Raw genomic sequence first — 15864 nt, 5'->3', positions numbered from 1 at the left:
TCTTTTCCTGATACACTCTGGTGACCTCATTTCGAGCGGAGAATTCTTAGATGCCTGCCACTGAAAAACATTCTAAATACAAAAGGATACTGCTGAAGCTTAGCGGCGAAGCGTTGATGGGGGATGAGAATTTCGGTATTGATCCGAAAGTGCTTGACCGTATGGCCCTGGAAATTGGCCAGTTGGTGGGTATTGGTGTTCAGGTCGGTATGGTAATCGGTGGCGGTAACCTGTTTCGAGGTGCTGCGCTGAGCGCGGCCGGTATGGATCGAGTGACCGGTGACCATATGGGGATGCTTGCGACCGTGATGAACGCGCTGGCGATGCGCGATGCACTGGAACGCAGTAATATTGCTACCCGTGTTATGTCCGCCATTCCAATGAGCGGTGTTGTAGATCATTATGATCGCCGTAATGCGATGCGTTACTTGAGTCAGGGAGATGTGGTTATCTTCTCTGCCGGTACGGGTAACCCGTTCTTTACAACTGATTCTGCTGCTTGCTTGCGCGGAATTGAGGTAGAGGCGGATGTCGTAATTAAAGCTACTAAGGTTGATGGTGTTTTCACGGCTGATCCGATGAAAGATCCATCTGCCAAACGATATCTTCACGTTAGCTATGATGTGGCTATCGAAAAACAATTGGGTGTTATGGATTTGACGGCGATCTGTCTGACCCGTGACCATGACATGCCTATTCGCGTTTTTAATATGAATAAACCGGGTGCGCTGGCGAATCTGGTACTGGGCGGTGACGAAGGTACACTGATCGATTCATGCGTCGAGGTGGGAGAAAAATATGCTGAATGAGATCGCACAGGACGCGGAAACGCGTATGCAGAAGAGTGCTGATGCACTGGTAGATAACTTCAAGAAGATTCGTACCGGTCGTGCGCATCCAAGCCTGTTGGATTCCATCATGGTGCCTTACTACGGCTCTGATGTTCCACTGCAGCAGGTGGCAAACGTCTCCGTTGAAGACGCGCGTACACTGTCTATTATCCCTTGGGAAAAACCAATGGTGCCGGTGATCGAGAAGGCGATCATGAAGTCTGATCTGGGTCTGAACCCGGCGACTGCTGGTGAAAACATTCGTGTACCGATGCCTGCTCTGACCGAAGAAACCCGTAAAGGTTATATTCGTCAGGCACGCGCAGAAGCAGAGAATGCACGTATCGCGATCCGTAATATCCGTCGTGATGCAAACGGTGATCTGAAAGAGCTGCTGAAGGAAAAGGAGCTGACCGAAGACGAAGCGCGTCGCGGTGAAGATCAGATCCAGAAGCTGACCGACAAGTATGTTGCACAGGTTGATAAGCTGCTGGAGCAGAAAGAAGCCGACCTGATGGAAATCTGATGATTTCGGCGGGGCGCTTCATAGGTGCCCCGCAGTTTCCCGCTATCTGCCCTTTTCGAATAAGACTATGACCGATTCCGCCAAAATAAATCCGCCGCCCAAGCATATTGCAATTATCATGGATGGTAACAATCGCTGGGCAAAAAGCCGAGGACTCCCAAGCTTGGCTGGCCACAAGGCGGGTGTTGATTCTGTCCGTGAGGTGATCACCGGTTGTGTTGAACAAGGGGTCGAAGCGCTGACCCTGTTCGCGTTCAGTTCTGAAAACTGGAAGCGACCAGCGGTTGAAGTAAAAGGATTGATGGAGTTGTTCATGTTCGCGCTGGATCGCGAAGTGAAAAAACTGCATAAGAACAATATTCGTTTGCGTGTGATTGGGGATAAAGCCCGATTCAGTGCCTCTTTGCAGAAAAAAATCGCAGCAGCTGAGGCGCTAACAGAATCCTGTACCGGCCTGCAGCTGAATATTGCCGCAAATTACGGCGGCCGCTGGGATATTGTGAACGCCGCAAAAGTGATTGCGGAGCGTTGTGTTAGTGGTGAGCTGACGCCTGACCAGATCGACGAGGAGCTGTTTGGCAGTTATGTGCACTTGGCCGAGTTGCCCGCTCCGGATCTGTGTATTCGTACAGCAGGCGAGCAGCGTATAAGTAACTTCCTGATCTGGCAGTTTGCCTACACCGAATTTTACTACGCCAATTGTTTCTGGCCTGACTTTGGTAAGGCGCGCTTGATAGAAGCGATCGATGACTTTACCGGACGAGAACGTCGATTTGGGCGGACCAGTGAGCAATTAGAGGCGGATAAAGGTGCTTAAAGCTCGTTTTCTTACTGCCATAGTTCTGGCGCCGCTGGCGCTGGTTGTTCTGTTTCTTTTCCCTAAAGATTGGTTCTTGCTGGTTATCGACGGCGTGCTGCTGTTGGGAGCCTGGGAGTGGTCGCGGCTTTCCGGGTTAAAAGGGGTTAAAGATAAAGCGTTTTTTATCGTCACTGTAGCGTTGGCTTTAGTGCTTTTGCATCAGTTTGAGGCTGTACTTCCTGTTACCGCGTTGTTGACGGCTGGTCTGCTCTTTTGGGTGTTGGCGCTGGTCTGGGTCATTCGTTATCCGAGTACGTCGGGGTGGGCGCCGGTGGGGGTTCGCGTCTTGATGGGATACGCCGTCCTGCTACCTGTGTGGATTGCGTTTGGTGAGCTTAAGTCCTGGGGGCTGAGCACCGAACTGATCCTGATGTTATTGTTACTGGTGTGGGCAGCAGATGTCGGGGCGTATTTTACCGGCAAATCCCTGGGTAAAAATAAACTGGCGCCGTCGGTGAGTCCCGGTAAAACCCGGGAGGGATTGTATGGCGGTTTGCTTTCCTGTGTTCTGGTAGGGCTTGGTTTTTCGTTTTGGTTTGAACTTGATGTTCAATCGTTGGTCTACCTGGTGCTGCTGAGCGTAGTAACCGGGATGATCTCCGTGTTGGGGGATCTCTTTGAAAGTATGTTGAAACGCCATCAGGGCATGAAGGACAGCAGTCAGCTGTTACCGGGCCATGGTGGTATTCTGGACAGGATGGATAGCCTGACCGCTGCCGCCCCTTTGTTTGTGCTGGGCGTGCAGTTCGTTACCCTGAACTGAGTTAATGCCGCTTATGGATCTTTTGCAAACCCTGCTGGCTACACTGGTAACCCTAGGTATCCTGGTTACGATTCACGAGTGGGGGCACTTCTTCGTTGCACGTCGCTGTGGTGTAAAAGTCCTCACCTTCTCAATCGGTTTCGGGCGGTCGCTTTTCCGCTGGCGCAGTCGTCGCAGTGGTACGGAGTATGTACTCGCCGCAATTCCCCTTGGCGGATACGTTCGTATGCTGGATGAGCGTGAAGGCGAGGTCCCTGAAGCCCTCAAATCCCAGGCCTTTAACCGTAAGCCAGTTTTGCAGCGTATCGCCGTAGTTGGTGCCGGACCCGCAGTGAATCTGATTTTTGCCGTGCTGGCCTATTGGTTCATGTTTGTTTATGGCGTGAATGCTATTAAGCCGACTGTGACGGATGTGGTTCCCGGCTCCCCGGCAGCCTTGGCGGATGTGCGCCCTGGCGGTGAAATTACAGCCGTCGATGGGAAGGAGGCGCTCTCTTGGGAGTCAGTTAATCTGTTGCTGGCATCGCGCATCGGAGAGAGCGGCGCCCTTAACCTGCGTATGCAATACCCTGGTGTTACGCTGCCGGAAGAGTACGTTGTTCAGCTGGATAACTGGACGTTTGATGTAGAGTCGCAATCACCGGTGAACGCCCTGGGTTTGGTGGCTTGGAGCCCGGAGGTGCCGGCGGTTGTCGGTCGCTTGCTGGATGAAGGTGTGGCTGCTCAGGCAGGGTTGCGGGCGGGTGATCATGTTCTGGAGATCAACAAAGAGCCGATTCAAGACTGGTACGCACTGGTTGAATATGTGCAGCGTTCACCGGGCGAGAACCTGGCTCTGCTTGTTGATCGGGATGGTCATGAGCTGATTATCAATGTGCGTCCAATGGTTCGCCAAACCGGTGATGCAACGATCGGCTACATCGGTGCTGGCGTGGCTGAGGTGGCGTGGCCGCCTGAGCAGCAGCGTGTGATTAGTTTTGGAGTCCTGGAATCGCTGGGTAAAGGCATCGGGAAAACCTGGCAGATGATTACGCTGATTCTGGATTCCATCTGGAAGATGCTTGAAGGTGTCATTTCAGTAAAAAACTTGAGTGGTCCGATTACCATTGCTAAAGTGGCCGGTGCTTCAGCGGAGTCCGGTATGGAAGAGTTTATCGGATTCCTTGCCTATCTCAGTATCAGTTTGGGTGTATTGAACCTGTTGCCGATTCCTATGCTGGATGGTGGCCATCTGTTCTACTACACCGTTGAGCTCCTGCGCGGTAAACCGGTCAGTGAGCGGATCCAGATGGCGGGACTTCGCTTGGGCATGGCAATTATCTTTACGCTGATGAGCATTGCGATCATCAACGACGTCATGCGACTTTGAACTGGGCCGGGAAGGGTCCGTAATACCAATCTACTGTTAAAGAAGTACTTCATGAAACAAGGATACAGGCTGTTTGCCGCAGTTATCGTCTTTCTGGCGAGCACGTTCAGCAGTGCACAAGGCGCCTTTGAAGTAACCGATATTCGATTAGAGGGACTGCAACGGGTTGCACCTGGTCTGGTATTTCGACACTTTCCAATCAGCAATGGCGAACAGGTTGATGAACAACGTTTGTCAACGGCTGTGCGTAAACTGTTTGCGTCTGGATACTTTGATGATGTGAAGTTGGCGCGTGAAAATGGTGTACTGATTCTCAAACTGCGCGAACGTCCTTCGATTGCGCTGATTCGCCTTGAAGGTAACAAAGCGCTCAAGAAAGAGCAGCTCCTTGAAGGTCTGAAACAGGGTGGCCTGAAAGAAGGGGACGTGTTTAAAAGGGCTACGTTGGAACAGATCCAGCAGGATCTGGTGCGTATCTATGCCGCTCAAGGACGTTACGGAGCTCAGGTGGATGCAGAGGTCGAGAACCTGCCGGGTAATCGCGTAGCCCTGAATATCGAAATTAAGGAAGGCAAAGTTGCCAGCATTCAGCATATCAATATTGTAGGTAATGAGCTGTTTGATGATGAAACCCTCAAAAAGCAGTTTGAACTGCAGTTGCCAGGTTTCTGGTCTTTCTATACCGACGATGATCGCTATGCACGTGAAAAGTTGGCGGGTGACCTCGAACGTTTGCGCAGTTTCTACATGGACCAGGGCTATATCAAGTTTTCCATCGACTCTACCCAGGTTTCTATCACCCCGGACAAAAAGCACGTTTATATTACTGTAAACATCACGGAGGGTGAAAAATACAGTGTTCGAGACGTCAACCTTGCTGGTGAAATGGTGGTGCCGGAAGAAGAGTTGATGCAGGTGATCACCGTAAAAGCTGGCGATACCTTCTCCCGCAATCGCATGGTTAAGTCACAGGAAGCCCTGAACCGTAAGTTGGGCAACGTGGGTTATATGTTTGCGAACGTAGCGCCTTCCCCAGAAATTCATGACGACAACACGGTTACGCTGAACTACTTCCTAGATCCGGGTAAGCGTACATATGTGCGACGCATCGTTATCCGCGGTAATACCCGTACATCAGATGAAGTCATTCGCCGTGAAATGCGTCAGATGGAAGCGGGTGTTGCGTCGACCAAAAATATTGATGCCTCCAAACTTCGCCTTGAGCGCACGGGCTTCTTCTCCACGGTAAACGTTGAAACTATCCCCGTTCCAGGTACATCCGACCAGGTCGATCTGGAATACACGGTGGTTGAGCAGCAATCGGGTTCTTTCTCTGCAAGTGTAGGTTTCTCTCAGGGTTCAGGTCTGATCCTTGGTTTGAGTGTGGAACAGGACAACTTCCTGGGGAGTGGTCGTAAAGTTGCGTTTGGTATTACAAATTCCGACTCCACGACTGAGTATCGATTCAGTAGTAACGACCCGTATTACACCGTTGATGGGGTGAGCCGTGGTTACAAGCTTTATTATCGGGAACGTGATTTTGATGAAGATGATGTGTCTTCCTACGAGACTGATGAGCTGGGTGCGGGGGTAAACTTTGGTTACCCTATTGATGAATTCCAGCGTTTAAACTTCGGCGCGACACTTGAACAGACAGGTCTTAAAACGAACAGTACGACTCCTCAGGAGATCATCGACTTTGTAGCCGATGAAGGTGATGACTATCTTGGACTGGTCGGTAATGTCAGTTGGAGTGATAACCACCTGAACCGGGGTGTCTTTCCGACTGATGGTTATGTGCAGAACGCGTCTCTTGAACTGGGCTTGCCAGGCAGTGACTTGACTTACTACAAGGCCCGCTACTCGTTGCGTATGTACCAACCGCTGACAGAGTCTGAGCGCTGGGTTGGTAAGGTTTGGACCCGTATTGGTTACGCCGATGACTTGGGTGGTAACCAGTATCCGTTCTTCAAACACTTCTTTGCGGGTGGTATTCGATCTGTACGTGGCTTTGAAGCGAACTCTCTTGGGCCTAAAGACACACCACGTAACGGTGCCAGCGCGGATCCGTTTGGCGGCAATATTCTGCTGACCGGTGGCTTGGAACTGATTGTCCCTACGCCATTTGCAGAAGGTAACAGCACCCGTACATCTCTATTTTTGGATGCGGGTAACGTGTTTGATACTAGTTGTGGTGCCTCAGCGACAAACTGTGAAGAGGGTATCGAGTTTGATGAAATTCGTTACACCACAGGTCTGGCGTTCAGCTGGATCACCCCAATGGGGCCGCTCACATTTGTGTTGGCGACGCCGCTCAACGAAGAGAGTGGCGATGATACCGAGCTGTTCCAATTCTCGTTTGGCCGGACGTTCTAAGGAGAGGATATGAAGTTGTTAAAAATCACCGGAATTCTGCTGGCCGCGTTATTGAGTGGCCAAGTGATGGCGGAAAAGGTTGTTGTGCTGGATGCGATGCAGGCTTTGCGCGCGACCGAGGCAGCAAAACAGTTTGATGCGGGTCTGAAAGAAGAGCTGGCCGATAAGCAGGTGCAACTCCTTGATCTGGAGAAGCAGGCTAAAGCAGCGAAGGAAAAGCTGGATGCTAACCGTGGACTTGCGTCGCCTGAGCAGCTTAAACAGCTTCAGGAACAGTTCAAGAAGGCATTTGCCGAGTACCAGCGCCGTGGCAAAGAGATGCAACAGGAGGGTCTGCAGCGTCAACAGGCGTTTATGAATGAGATGCGACCCAAAGTGGATAAGGTGGTAAACGACCTTATCCAGCAGGAAGGTTACGATATTATTCTCAATCGTTCGGCTATCTCCTATGCTAAACCGGAGTTGGATATCACCGCTAAAGTCGTGGACCTTCTGAACAAGCAGTAATGTCTACGACAGTCCGCTCTTTCCGTCTTGATGAACTGGCAACACTTCTCGGTGCTGAGCTGAGAGGAGATCCGGCCTGCGTGGTTGGAGGTCTGGCGACGCTGGATGACGCGGTATCCGGGCAGCTTTCTTTTTTTGCCAACCCACGTTATCTCGATAGCCTGCGTAACACGCAGGCCAGTGCAGTGCTGGTAGCGCAGGAACATGCCGATAACGCGCCTTGCTCTGCATTGGTTATGAGCAATCCATATCTGGGTTATGCCACTGTCAGTCAGTATTTTGAGCGTCGGGGAGCGTTTAACGCCGGAATCGCGCATGGCGTTCAAATAGATCCCAGTGCAAAAGTGTCTGAATCAGCCCAGCTCTGTGCGAATGTTGTTGTGGGCGCAGAGAGTGTTATCGGTAAAGATGTATATCTTGGTCCCAATACGGTTGTGGGCGCGCGCTGCCAGATCGATGAGGGCGTGCGAATTAATGCCAACGTAACACTATATGATGATATTAAGGTGGGTGCTCACTCACTTATCCACAGTGGTGCAGTAATTGGCGCTGATGGCTTTGGCTTTGCCCCGGATAACGGTAAATGGGTCAAGATCAGTCAATTGGGCGGTGTGAGTATCGGAGAAAATGTTGAAGTTGGTGCCGGTACTACGATTGATCGTGGTGCGCTTGCAGATACGGTTATTGCTGATGGCGTCAAGCTCGATAATCAGATTCAGATCGCTCACAACGTGATTATCGGTGAAGATAGTGCAATTGCAGGATGTACTGCGGTTGCCGGAAGTACTAAAATCGGCGCCCGCTGTACGGTAGCGGGTGGTGCAGGTATTACCGGTCATCTGGATATAGCAGATGGTACCCATATCACGGCGATGTCACTGGTTACTAAGTCTGTTACCAAGGCTGGTGCCTATTCGTCAGGAACCGGTTTGATGCCCCATAAACAATGGAAGCGGAGTGTGGTGAGGTTTCGTCAGTTAGATGAACTTGCCAAACGATTGAAATCTCTGGAAGAAAAACTTGATAGGTCTAAAGGTTAAGCGACAATGATGGATGTGAACGAAATACGCGAATACTTGCCACATCGATACCCGTTTCTGCTCGTTGATCGGGTATTGGAGCTGGAGAAAGGTGATTCCATCGTTGCGATTAAGAATGTGACAGTGAACGAGCCGTTCTTTAATGGTCACTTTCCAGATCACCCTGTTATGCCAGGTGTATTGATCGTGGAAGCGATGGCGCAGGCAGCGGGTATTCTGGGCTTCAAAACTATGGACAAGAAGCCACAGGATGGGTCAATCTATTACTTTGTTGGCTCTGACAAGCTGCGTTTCAAGCGTCCAGTGGTGCCTGGTGACCAGTTGAAGCTGGAAGCTAAAGTAATTTCCGAGCGTCGTGGCATCTGGAAGTTTGACGTGCAAGCAACGGTTGAGGGCGACATGGTAAGTTCCGCCACCATTCTTTGTGCTGATAGGAAGGTCTGATTTTGATTGACGCCCGTGCCATTATCGATCCGTCTGCAACTATTGCTGATGATGTCGAGGTAGGCCCCTGGAGTATAGTGGGGCCGAATGTGGAGATCGGTGCTGGAACGGTTATTGGCCCGCATGTAGTCATCAAGGGGCCGACTACAATCGGCAAAAATAACCGTATCTTCCAGTTCGCCTCCGTGGGCGAGGACTGCCAGGATAAGAAGTACGCCGGTGAACCCACAACGCTGGTAATCGGTGATAACAACACAATCCGTGAAGGTGTAACCATTCATCGGGGCACGGTTCAGGATAAAGGCGAAACGATCATCGGTAGCCATAACCTGTTTATGGCCAATGCTCATGTAGCCCACGATTGTGTGGTCGGCGATAACGTTATTATGGCGAATAATGTAGCAGTGGCCGGACATGTGCATGTCGGTGATTGGGCTATTTTGGGCGGATTTTCAGCCGTTCACCAGTTCTGTCATATCGGCTCACATGTGATGTGTGGCGCCGGAACGGTGGTGCTGAAAGATGTACCAGATTATGTTATGACGACCGGTAACCCAGCGAAGCCTCATGGTATTAACGCCGAAGGTCTTAAGCGCAGAGGCTTCTCTGTTGACGCACTGCGAGAGCTGCGCCGTGCCTATAAAGTGATTTACCGCCAGAAGCTTACCGTCGAGCAAGCTTTGGATGCACTTCAGGAAATGGCCTTGAAGACACCTGAGGTTGCTCCGTTGATCTCCTTCCTGAAGAACTCTCCACGCGGCATTATCCGATAGGGTACTGCCGTGTCTAAATCAATTCGTATTGGCATCGTCGCCGGAGAAGCGTCCGGCGATATTCTCGGCTCCGGACTGATCAACGCGCTGAAAAAACGCTTCCCTGAGGCAGAGTTTGAGGGAATTGGCGGTGAATTGATGTTGGCCGCAGGTTGCCGCTCGCATGTTTCAATGGAACGTCTTTCTGTTATGGGGCTGGTTGAAGTACTGAGTCGGTTGCCTGAATTGCTGAAAGTGCGCTGGAAGCTTAGAGATCATTTTTTGGCTAACCCCCCAGATCTGTTTGTGGGTGTGGATGCGCCAGATTTTAATCTTAAGCTTGAAGGCTGGCTTAAAGATGCAGGTATACCAACGGTTCACTACGTAAGTCCATCAGTTTGGGCATGGAAGCAAAAACGTATCTATAAGATCAAGAAGACCACTGATCTTGTGTTAAGCCTGTTCCCGTTTGAAGCCCAGCACTACGCCCCTACGCAGCAGAGCGTGGCATTTGTAGGGCACCCTCTGGCCACTAAGATTCCGGCAAGTGTCAATGTTGTAGAGGCACGTAAGCGTTTTGCTGTTAAGGATGGTGAAACGATCATTGCCATTTTACCGGGTAGTCGTGGCAGTGAGTTAAAGTATCTGTCTGAACCGTTTCTGGAAACGGCACGCTGGTTGTCTGAGCGTATCGAACATGTCCGCTTTGTGATTCCTGCTGCCAACGCGCATCGGCACGATCAGTTGCATCAGCTGATAAATGAAAGGTTTTCCGATCTGAACGTACAGCTGGTGATGAAAAACTCCCGTGCAGTGATGGCTATCTCCGATGCGATTTTGATCGCATCCGGTACCGCTACGCTGGAAGCAACGTTGCTACAAAAGCCGATGGTTGTGGCTTATAAGATGGCCGGGCTAACCTATTCGATCTATTCGCGCATGGTGAAAAGCCGCTTTATCTCTCTGCCAAATCTGTTGGCGGATGAGGCGCTGGTGCCGGAAATCCTACAGGATGAAGTTAAACCCGACGTGCTTGGGCCTGCTGTCCTGAAAGCACTGCAGGATGAATCCTATCGCGCGCATCTCGCGGTGCGCTTTGCAGAGATACACGAACAACTGAATATGGATGCGGATGAAAAGGCTGCAGATGCGATTGTTCACCTTTTGCAGTCAAGGGGCGTGCTTTGATGCAAAGTATGGGATTTGACTTTGCGGCGCAGCAGTTGATTGCAGGCGTTGACGAAGTCGGGCGAGGCCCTCTTGTGGGTAACGTGGTGACCGCTGCTGTCATTCTTGATCCAGCCAGACCGATTGAAGGCTTGGCGGACTCGAAAAAACTATCGGAAAAAAAACGTGAGTTTCTTTACGATGAAATCGTAGAGAAAGCGTTGGCCTGGTGTGTGGCTTCAGCGACACCGGCTGAGATCGATGAATTGAACATACTGCATGCCACTATGCTAGCGATGCAGAGAGCTGTATTGGGCCTGTCAGTGCAGCCGGAGTTCGTTTACGTGGATGGTAATCGCTGCCCTGAATTGCCTTGCCCATCCGAGCCGGTGGTGAAGGGTGATTCCAAAATCAAAGAGATATCGGCTGCTTCTATTCTGGCAAAGGTTGTGCGCGATCGGGAGATGAAGGCACTTGATGCCCGTTTTCCAGAATACGGTTTTGCGAAGCACAAAGGTTATCCTACGCCAGCACATTTTGATGCTCTGAAAAAACACGGCCCGCTGGCCGAGCACCGCCGAAGCTTTCGTCCGGTGCGTGAACTGATTGCAGAATAACGGCATACCGCTTATGGCTGATCCAAAATTTGTACACCTGCGGGTGCATACCGAATTTTCTCTGGTCGATGGACTGGTTCGAGTTAAAGAGCTGGTTAAGGCTGCGAAATCCAATGCGATGCCTGCCGTCGCTATGACCGATCAGGTAAACCTGTTCGCACTGGTTAAATTCTACAAAGCCGCGGTGGGTGCTGGCGTTAAGCCGATCTGTGGCAGTGATATTTGGGTTTACGATCCGGAGCAGCCGGAGGTGCCGCCGAGCCGGTTGACCCTGTTGGTCAATAACGGCAAAGGTTATCGCAACCTGATGGAGTTGATTTCGCTGGCCTACGAACAGGGGCAGAATTATGTTCTGGATAAGGCCGTCGTTACCAAAGAATGGATCATAGAAAAGTCGGAAGGGTTGATAGCGCTGTCGGGCGCGAAAGACGGTGATATCGGACGTGCAATCCTGGCTGACAATGGCAGCGCGCAGTCGTTGCTGGAAAGTTGGATGCAGATCTTTCCCAACCGCTTCTATTTGGAGCTGCAGCGTACAGGGCGTGTGGGAGAAGAGCAGGTTGTGCACGGCAGTGTAGAGCTCGCCCATGCGACGGGTTGCCCGGTTGTGGCCACCAACGATGTGATGTTCGTTAAACCCGACGATTTTGAAGCCCACGAGGTGCGTGTCTGCATCAACCAGGGACGGACGCTGGAAGATCCAACCCGTCCGCGCAATTACAGCGAGCAGCAATACTTCCGTAGCGCGGAAGAGATGGCTGAGCTGTTTGAGGATATTCCGAGCGCGCTAGAGAACACAGTAGAGATCGCCAAGCGCTGTAACATCGATATAGAGCTAGGGACCTACTACCTGCCGAAGTACCCAATCCCGGAAGGGATGTTGATGGATGACTTCTTCCGTAAGGTGTCCTACGAGGGGCTTGATGAGCGTCTCGAGATTCTTCTCGATAGGGATGATCCGGACTACGACGCCAAGAAGAAAGAGTATTACGACCGCCTGGAGTTTGAGCTGGACATCATTATCCAGATGGGTTTCCCAGGCTACTTCCTGATCGTAATGGACTTTATCAAGTGGGGTAAGGAAAACGGTGTACCTGTAGGGCCAGGGCGAGGCTCCGGTGCGGGTTCTCTGGTGGCCTATGCGCAGAAAATTACCGACCTGGATCCGCTGGAATACGACCTGCTGTTCGAACGATTCCTGAACCCGGAACGTGTATCCATGCCTGACTTCGATATCGACTTCTGCATGGATAACCGCGATAAGGTAATCGACTACGTAGCCCGCACCTACGGAAGAGATGCGGTGTCCCAGATCGTGACGTTCGGAACCATGGCCGCAAAAGCGGTAGTGCGTGACGTGGCGCGGGTGCAGGGCAAGCCGTTTGGTCTGGCCGACAAACTCTCCAAGCTGATTCCGTTTGAGGTGGGGATCACCCTCCAAAAGGCGATGGATCAGGAGCCGCTCCTGAGTGACTTCGTTGCAAGCAGCGAAGAGGCTCAGGAGATCATGGATATGGCCTACAAGCTGGAAGGTGTCACCCGTGGCACCGGTAAGCACGCGGGTGGTGTGGTAATCGCGCCGACCAAACTTACCGACTTTGCCGCTACCCTTTGTGATGAAGAGGGTAATGGCCTGGTTACCCAGTTTGATAAAAACGATGTGGAAGAAGCCGGTCTCGTTAAGTTCGACTTCCTGGGGCTTAGGACTCTGACCATCATTGACTGGGCATTGCGGACGATTAACGGTAAAAAGGCGAAGCTGGGTGAAGAGCCACTCGATATCGCCCTGATCGATCTGGAAGACAAAAAGACCTTCGATCTGTTGCAGGCAGCCGAGACCACTGCGGTGTTCCAGCTGGAATCCAGCGGTATGAAGGATTTGGTACGCCGTCTGTTGCCGTCTCGCTTTGAAGACATCGTCGCACTGGTGGCGCTGTTCCGTCCGGGCCCATTGCAGTCGGGCATGGTAGACGACTTTATTAACCGTAAGCACGGTCGTGCCGAGATGGCATGGCCGCACCCGGATTACCAGCTCGAGAGTCTACAGCCAGTTCTGGAACCGACCTACGGCATCATCCTGTATCAGGAACAGGTAATGCAGATCGCCCAGGTGATGGCCGGTTATACCCTTGGTGGGGCAGATATGCTGCGTCGTGCGATGGGTAAGAAAAAACCGGAGGAGATGGCGAAGCAGCGGGCATCCTTCCTTGATGGTTCTGTTGAAAACGGCATCGACAAAGACCTGGCCGGGAATATCTTCGACCTGGTAGAGAAATTCGCAGGTTACGGTTTTAACAAATCCCACTCTGCAGCTTATGCACTGGTCTCCTATCAGACGGCTTGGCTGAAGGCGCATTACCCGGCACCGTTTATGGCGGCAGTAATGTCCTCCGATATGCAGAACACCGACAAAGTGGTGATCTTCATTGAGGAATGCCGCCAGATGGGTATTCCGCCAGCGCTGCCGGACGTGAACAGCGGTGAGTATATGTTCACCGTGAATGACGAAGGCGTCATTATCTACGGCCTGGGTGCGATCAAGGGGGTCGGTGAAGGCCCGATTGAAGCCATTGTGTCGGCCCGTGCGGAAGGTGGTCCATTTAAGGATCTGTTCGATTTCTGTGAGCGTGTAGGTGCCAAGAAGCTGAACAAGCGAGTTTTGGAGGCCTTGGTGCGTTCTGGTGCGCTGGACAATATGGGGGCGCATCGAGCGGTGTTGTGGGAGGCGATCCCGGATGCCTTGAAGGCAGCGGATCAAAATGCCCGCAACCAGGATGCCGGTATGTTCGACCTGTTTGGTGCGGCGGAAGAGGAATCCGAGAGCGATCCGTATGAGAAATACCAGCGGGTACGCGAGTGGACCGACAAGGAGCGTCTGCAAGGTGAAAAAGATACCCTGGGGCTCTACCTGACCGGTCACCCGATCGATGAGTACGAATCCGAGCTGCGTAACTTTATCAGCAAGAAGATTGTGGAAGTTCAGCCGGTGCGTGGCTCCACTCAGAAAATGGCAGGTTTAGTCGTAGATCTGCGCCTGAAGAAAACCAAGAAAGGCGACCCGATCTGCTTTGTGACTCTGGATGATCGCAGTGCTCGTATCGACGTCACCTTGTATGGCGAAACCTACGAGCAGGCGCGCAACATGATCAACAAAGATGCCGTGTTGATTGTGGAAGGGGAAGTGGCTGAGGATAACTTCTCCGGCGGGATCAAGGTTAAGGGCAGTAAAGTGCTCGATATTCCACAGGCCCGTGCCCAGTATGCCAACAGCGTCGAGATCAGTTGTGATGCCAGTCACCTCGCCGGGCGTCGTCTGAAAGAACTATCAGATATTTTGCAATCTTATCGCGGGAACGGGTCGCTTCCCGTGACGCTGCGCTTTCGTCGGGAAGATGCGTCGGCAACGCTGAAATTGGGTTCCAGCTGGGCAGTACAGGCCAACGATGAACTGATTATTAAGTTGATGGATAAATTTGGCGGTGATGCGGTCAGACTGCGTTACTGATCTATCTCCTGCCGGAATGCAGAAAGCGCAGAGATTGATGCATGAGTGACCTATCCAGTCTGGTCCTTAAAGGGGCAAGCAGGTACACTTAGTGCAATTTTTTGATCCGATCAAAGTAACGAATTTTTGATAAGAACGGGACAGCATGAATCCGAATTACCTGGATTTTGAGCAGCCGATCGCTGAGCTGCAGGCAAAAATCGATGAACTACGTTTGGTCAGCGATGACAACGACGGTCTGAATATCTCCGAAGAACTGGAAAAGCTGGAAGAGAAAAGCCGTACGCTGACCGCGTCCATCTTCTCTGACCTGTCTGCGTGGCAGATCTCCCAGTTGGCACGTCATCCGCAACGTCCATATACCCTGGACTACGTTAAGCACATCTTTGATGACTTTGACGAGTTACACGGCGACCGACACTTTTCCGATGACCAGGCAATCGTAGGTGGCATAGCACGTATCGAAGGCAAGCCGGTGATGGTGATCGGTCATCAGAAAGGCCGCGAAGTTAAAGAGAAGGTGTCACGTAACTTCGGGATGCCACGTCCTGAAGGTTACCGTAAAGCACTGCGTCTGATGGAGATGGCTGAGCGCTTTAAGCTGCCCGTGATGACATTCATCGACACACCAGGGGCCTACCCGGGTATCGACGCAGAAGAGCGTGGTCAGTCCGAAGCGATTGCATTCAACCTGCTGAAATTGTCCAGCCTGAAAACCCCGGTTATCTCTACCGTGATTGGTGAAGGTGGTTCCGGTGGTGCGCTGGCGATTGGTGTGTGTGACGAGTTGCTGATGCTGCAATACGGCACCTATTCCGTGATTTCCCCTGAAGGCTGTGCATCCATTCTGTGGAAGAGCGCTGAGCGTGCATCTGATGCCGCAAAGGCGATGGGGATTACGGCCGATCGTCTGTTCGAACTGGGCTTGGTTGATCAGGTGGTGAGCGAGCCGCTGGGTGGTGCACACCGTGATCAGGCGCTGATGGCTGCGAACCTGAAAAAACACCTGCTGGAAACGTTGGTGAAACTGGAAGGTTTCTCAGAAGATGAGCTGCTGGAGCGTCGTTACGAGCGCCTGATGGCTTACGGAATCAATTCCGAACAGTAAG

The 15864-nt window shown here is 51.8% G+C and carries 14 protein-coding genes; all 14 read left to right on the top strand.

The window, feature by feature from the left end; genetic code table 11:
• The first annotated feature begins 50 nt into the window (after window positions 1-50).
• The 14 genes from pyrH (at window position 51) to accA (ending at window position 15863) form a co-directional block, all read left to right on the top strand.
• Window positions 51-809, top strand: coding sequence for a UMP kinase (gene pyrH, locus QKW35_RS01130; RefSeq protein WP_282350236.1), 759 nt, complete (start codon window positions 51-53; stop codon window positions 807-809).
• Complete coding sequence (gene frr / locus QKW35_RS01125) at window positions 799-1356, top strand: ribosome recycling factor (protein ID WP_282350235.1); 558 nt, start codon at window positions 799-801, stop codon at window positions 1354-1356. Before pyrH ends, frr begins: the two co-directional genes overlap by 11 nt.
• A 67-nt stretch (window positions 1357-1423) precedes the next feature.
• Complete coding sequence (gene uppS, locus QKW35_RS01120; RefSeq protein ID WP_282350234.1) at window positions 1424-2173, top strand: polyprenyl diphosphate synthase; 750 nt, start codon at window positions 1424-1426, stop codon at window positions 2171-2173.
• A complete protein-coding gene (locus QKW35_RS01115) occupies window positions 2166-2978 on the top strand; it encodes a phosphatidate cytidylyltransferase (protein WP_282350233.1) in 813 nt (270 codons plus the stop codon). Before uppS ends, QKW35_RS01115 begins: the two co-directional genes overlap by 8 nt.
• Before the next feature lie 13 nt (window positions 2979-2991).
• Window positions 2992-4347, top strand: coding sequence for an RIP metalloprotease RseP (gene rseP / locus QKW35_RS01110; protein ID WP_282350232.1), 1356 nt, complete (start codon window positions 2992-2994; stop codon window positions 4345-4347).
• Between the two features lie 51 nt (window positions 4348-4398).
• Window positions 4399-6723 carry an outer membrane protein assembly factor BamA gene (gene bamA / locus QKW35_RS01105; RefSeq protein WP_282350231.1) on the top strand — a complete coding sequence of 775 codons (2325 nt, stop codon included), beginning with the start codon at window positions 4399-4401 and terminating at the stop codon, window positions 6721-6723.
• Window positions 6724-6732: 9 nt separating this feature from the next.
• On the top strand, window positions 6733-7230 hold the full coding sequence (locus QKW35_RS01100; protein WP_282350230.1) for an OmpH/Skp family outer membrane protein: 498 nt from the start codon (window positions 6733-6735) through the stop codon (window positions 7228-7230).
• A complete protein-coding gene (gene lpxD / locus QKW35_RS01095) occupies window positions 7230-8270 on the top strand; it encodes a UDP-3-O-(3-hydroxymyristoyl)glucosamine N-acyltransferase (RefSeq protein ID WP_282350229.1) in 1041 nt (346 codons plus the stop codon). Before QKW35_RS01100 ends, lpxD begins: the two co-directional genes overlap by 1 nt.
• Window positions 8271-8276: 6 nt before the next feature.
• Complete coding sequence (gene fabZ / locus QKW35_RS01090) at window positions 8277-8714, top strand: 3-hydroxyacyl-ACP dehydratase FabZ (protein WP_282350228.1); 438 nt, start codon at window positions 8277-8279, stop codon at window positions 8712-8714.
• A gap of 2 nt (window positions 8715-8716) precedes the next feature.
• On the top strand, window positions 8717-9487 hold the full coding sequence (lpxA, locus tag QKW35_RS01085) for an acyl-ACP--UDP-N-acetylglucosamine O-acyltransferase (protein ID WP_345774471.1): 771 nt from the start codon (window positions 8717-8719) through the stop codon (window positions 9485-9487).
• 9 nt (window positions 9488-9496) lie between these two features.
• Window positions 9497-10654, top strand: a complete 1158-nt coding sequence (lpxB, locus tag QKW35_RS01080) for a lipid-A-disaccharide synthase (RefSeq protein ID WP_282350227.1) — start codon at window positions 9497-9499, stop codon at window positions 10652-10654.
• Window positions 10654-11250 (top strand): ribonuclease HII, encoded by a 597-nt coding sequence (gene rnhB, locus QKW35_RS01075; RefSeq protein ID WP_282350226.1) that lies wholly within the window; start codon window positions 10654-10656, stop codon window positions 11248-11250. Before lpxB ends, rnhB begins: the two co-directional genes overlap by 1 nt.
• Window positions 11251-11263: 13 nt before the next feature.
• Complete coding sequence (gene dnaE, locus QKW35_RS01070; protein WP_282350225.1) at window positions 11264-14755, top strand: DNA polymerase III subunit alpha; 3492 nt, start codon at window positions 11264-11266, stop codon at window positions 14753-14755.
• Window positions 14756-14900: 145 nt separating this feature from the next.
• Window positions 14901-15863: an acetyl-CoA carboxylase carboxyl transferase subunit alpha gene (gene accA / locus QKW35_RS01065; RefSeq protein ID WP_282350224.1), complete on the top strand. Its 963-nt coding sequence runs from the start codon at window positions 14901-14903 to the stop codon at window positions 15861-15863.
• The last annotated feature ends 1 nt before the right edge of the window (window position 15864 follow it).

This window comes from Pontibacterium granulatum, from assembly GCF_029961155.1.
Lineage (GTDB): Bacteria > Pseudomonadota > Gammaproteobacteria > Pseudomonadales > Balneatricaceae > Pontibacterium > Pontibacterium granulatum.
Note: the sequence above shows the minus strand (reverse complement) of the source record. Positions and strands in the feature narration are given on the sequence as shown.

Coding starts and splice junctions, on each gene's coding strand:
- pyrH (WP_282350236.1), top strand. CDS start 51: ATGCCTGCCACTGAAAAACATTCTAAATACAAAAGGATACTGCTGAAG.
- frr (WP_282350235.1), top strand. CDS start 799: ATGCTGAATGAGATCGCACAGGACGCGGAAACGCGTATGCAGAAGAGT.
- uppS (WP_282350234.1), top strand. CDS start 1,424: ATGACCGATTCCGCCAAAATAAATCCGCCGCCCAAGCATATTGCAATT.
- rseP (WP_282350232.1), top strand. CDS start 2,992: ATGGATCTTTTGCAAACCCTGCTGGCTACACTGGTAACCCTAGGTATC.
- bamA (WP_282350231.1), top strand. CDS start 4,399: ATGAAACAAGGATACAGGCTGTTTGCCGCAGTTATCGTCTTTCTGGCG.
- QKW35_RS01100 (WP_282350230.1), top strand. CDS start 6,733: ATGAAGTTGTTAAAAATCACCGGAATTCTGCTGGCCGCGTTATTGAGT.
- lpxD (WP_282350229.1), top strand. CDS start 7,230: ATGTCTACGACAGTCCGCTCTTTCCGTCTTGATGAACTGGCAACACTT.
- fabZ (WP_282350228.1), top strand. CDS start 8,277: ATGATGGATGTGAACGAAATACGCGAATACTTGCCACATCGATACCCG.
- rnhB (WP_282350226.1), top strand. CDS start 10,654: ATGCAAAGTATGGGATTTGACTTTGCGGCGCAGCAGTTGATTGCAGGC.
- dnaE (WP_282350225.1), top strand. CDS start 11,264: ATGGCTGATCCAAAATTTGTACACCTGCGGGTGCATACCGAATTTTCT.
- accA (WP_282350224.1), top strand. CDS start 14,901: ATGAATCCGAATTACCTGGATTTTGAGCAGCCGATCGCTGAGCTGCAG.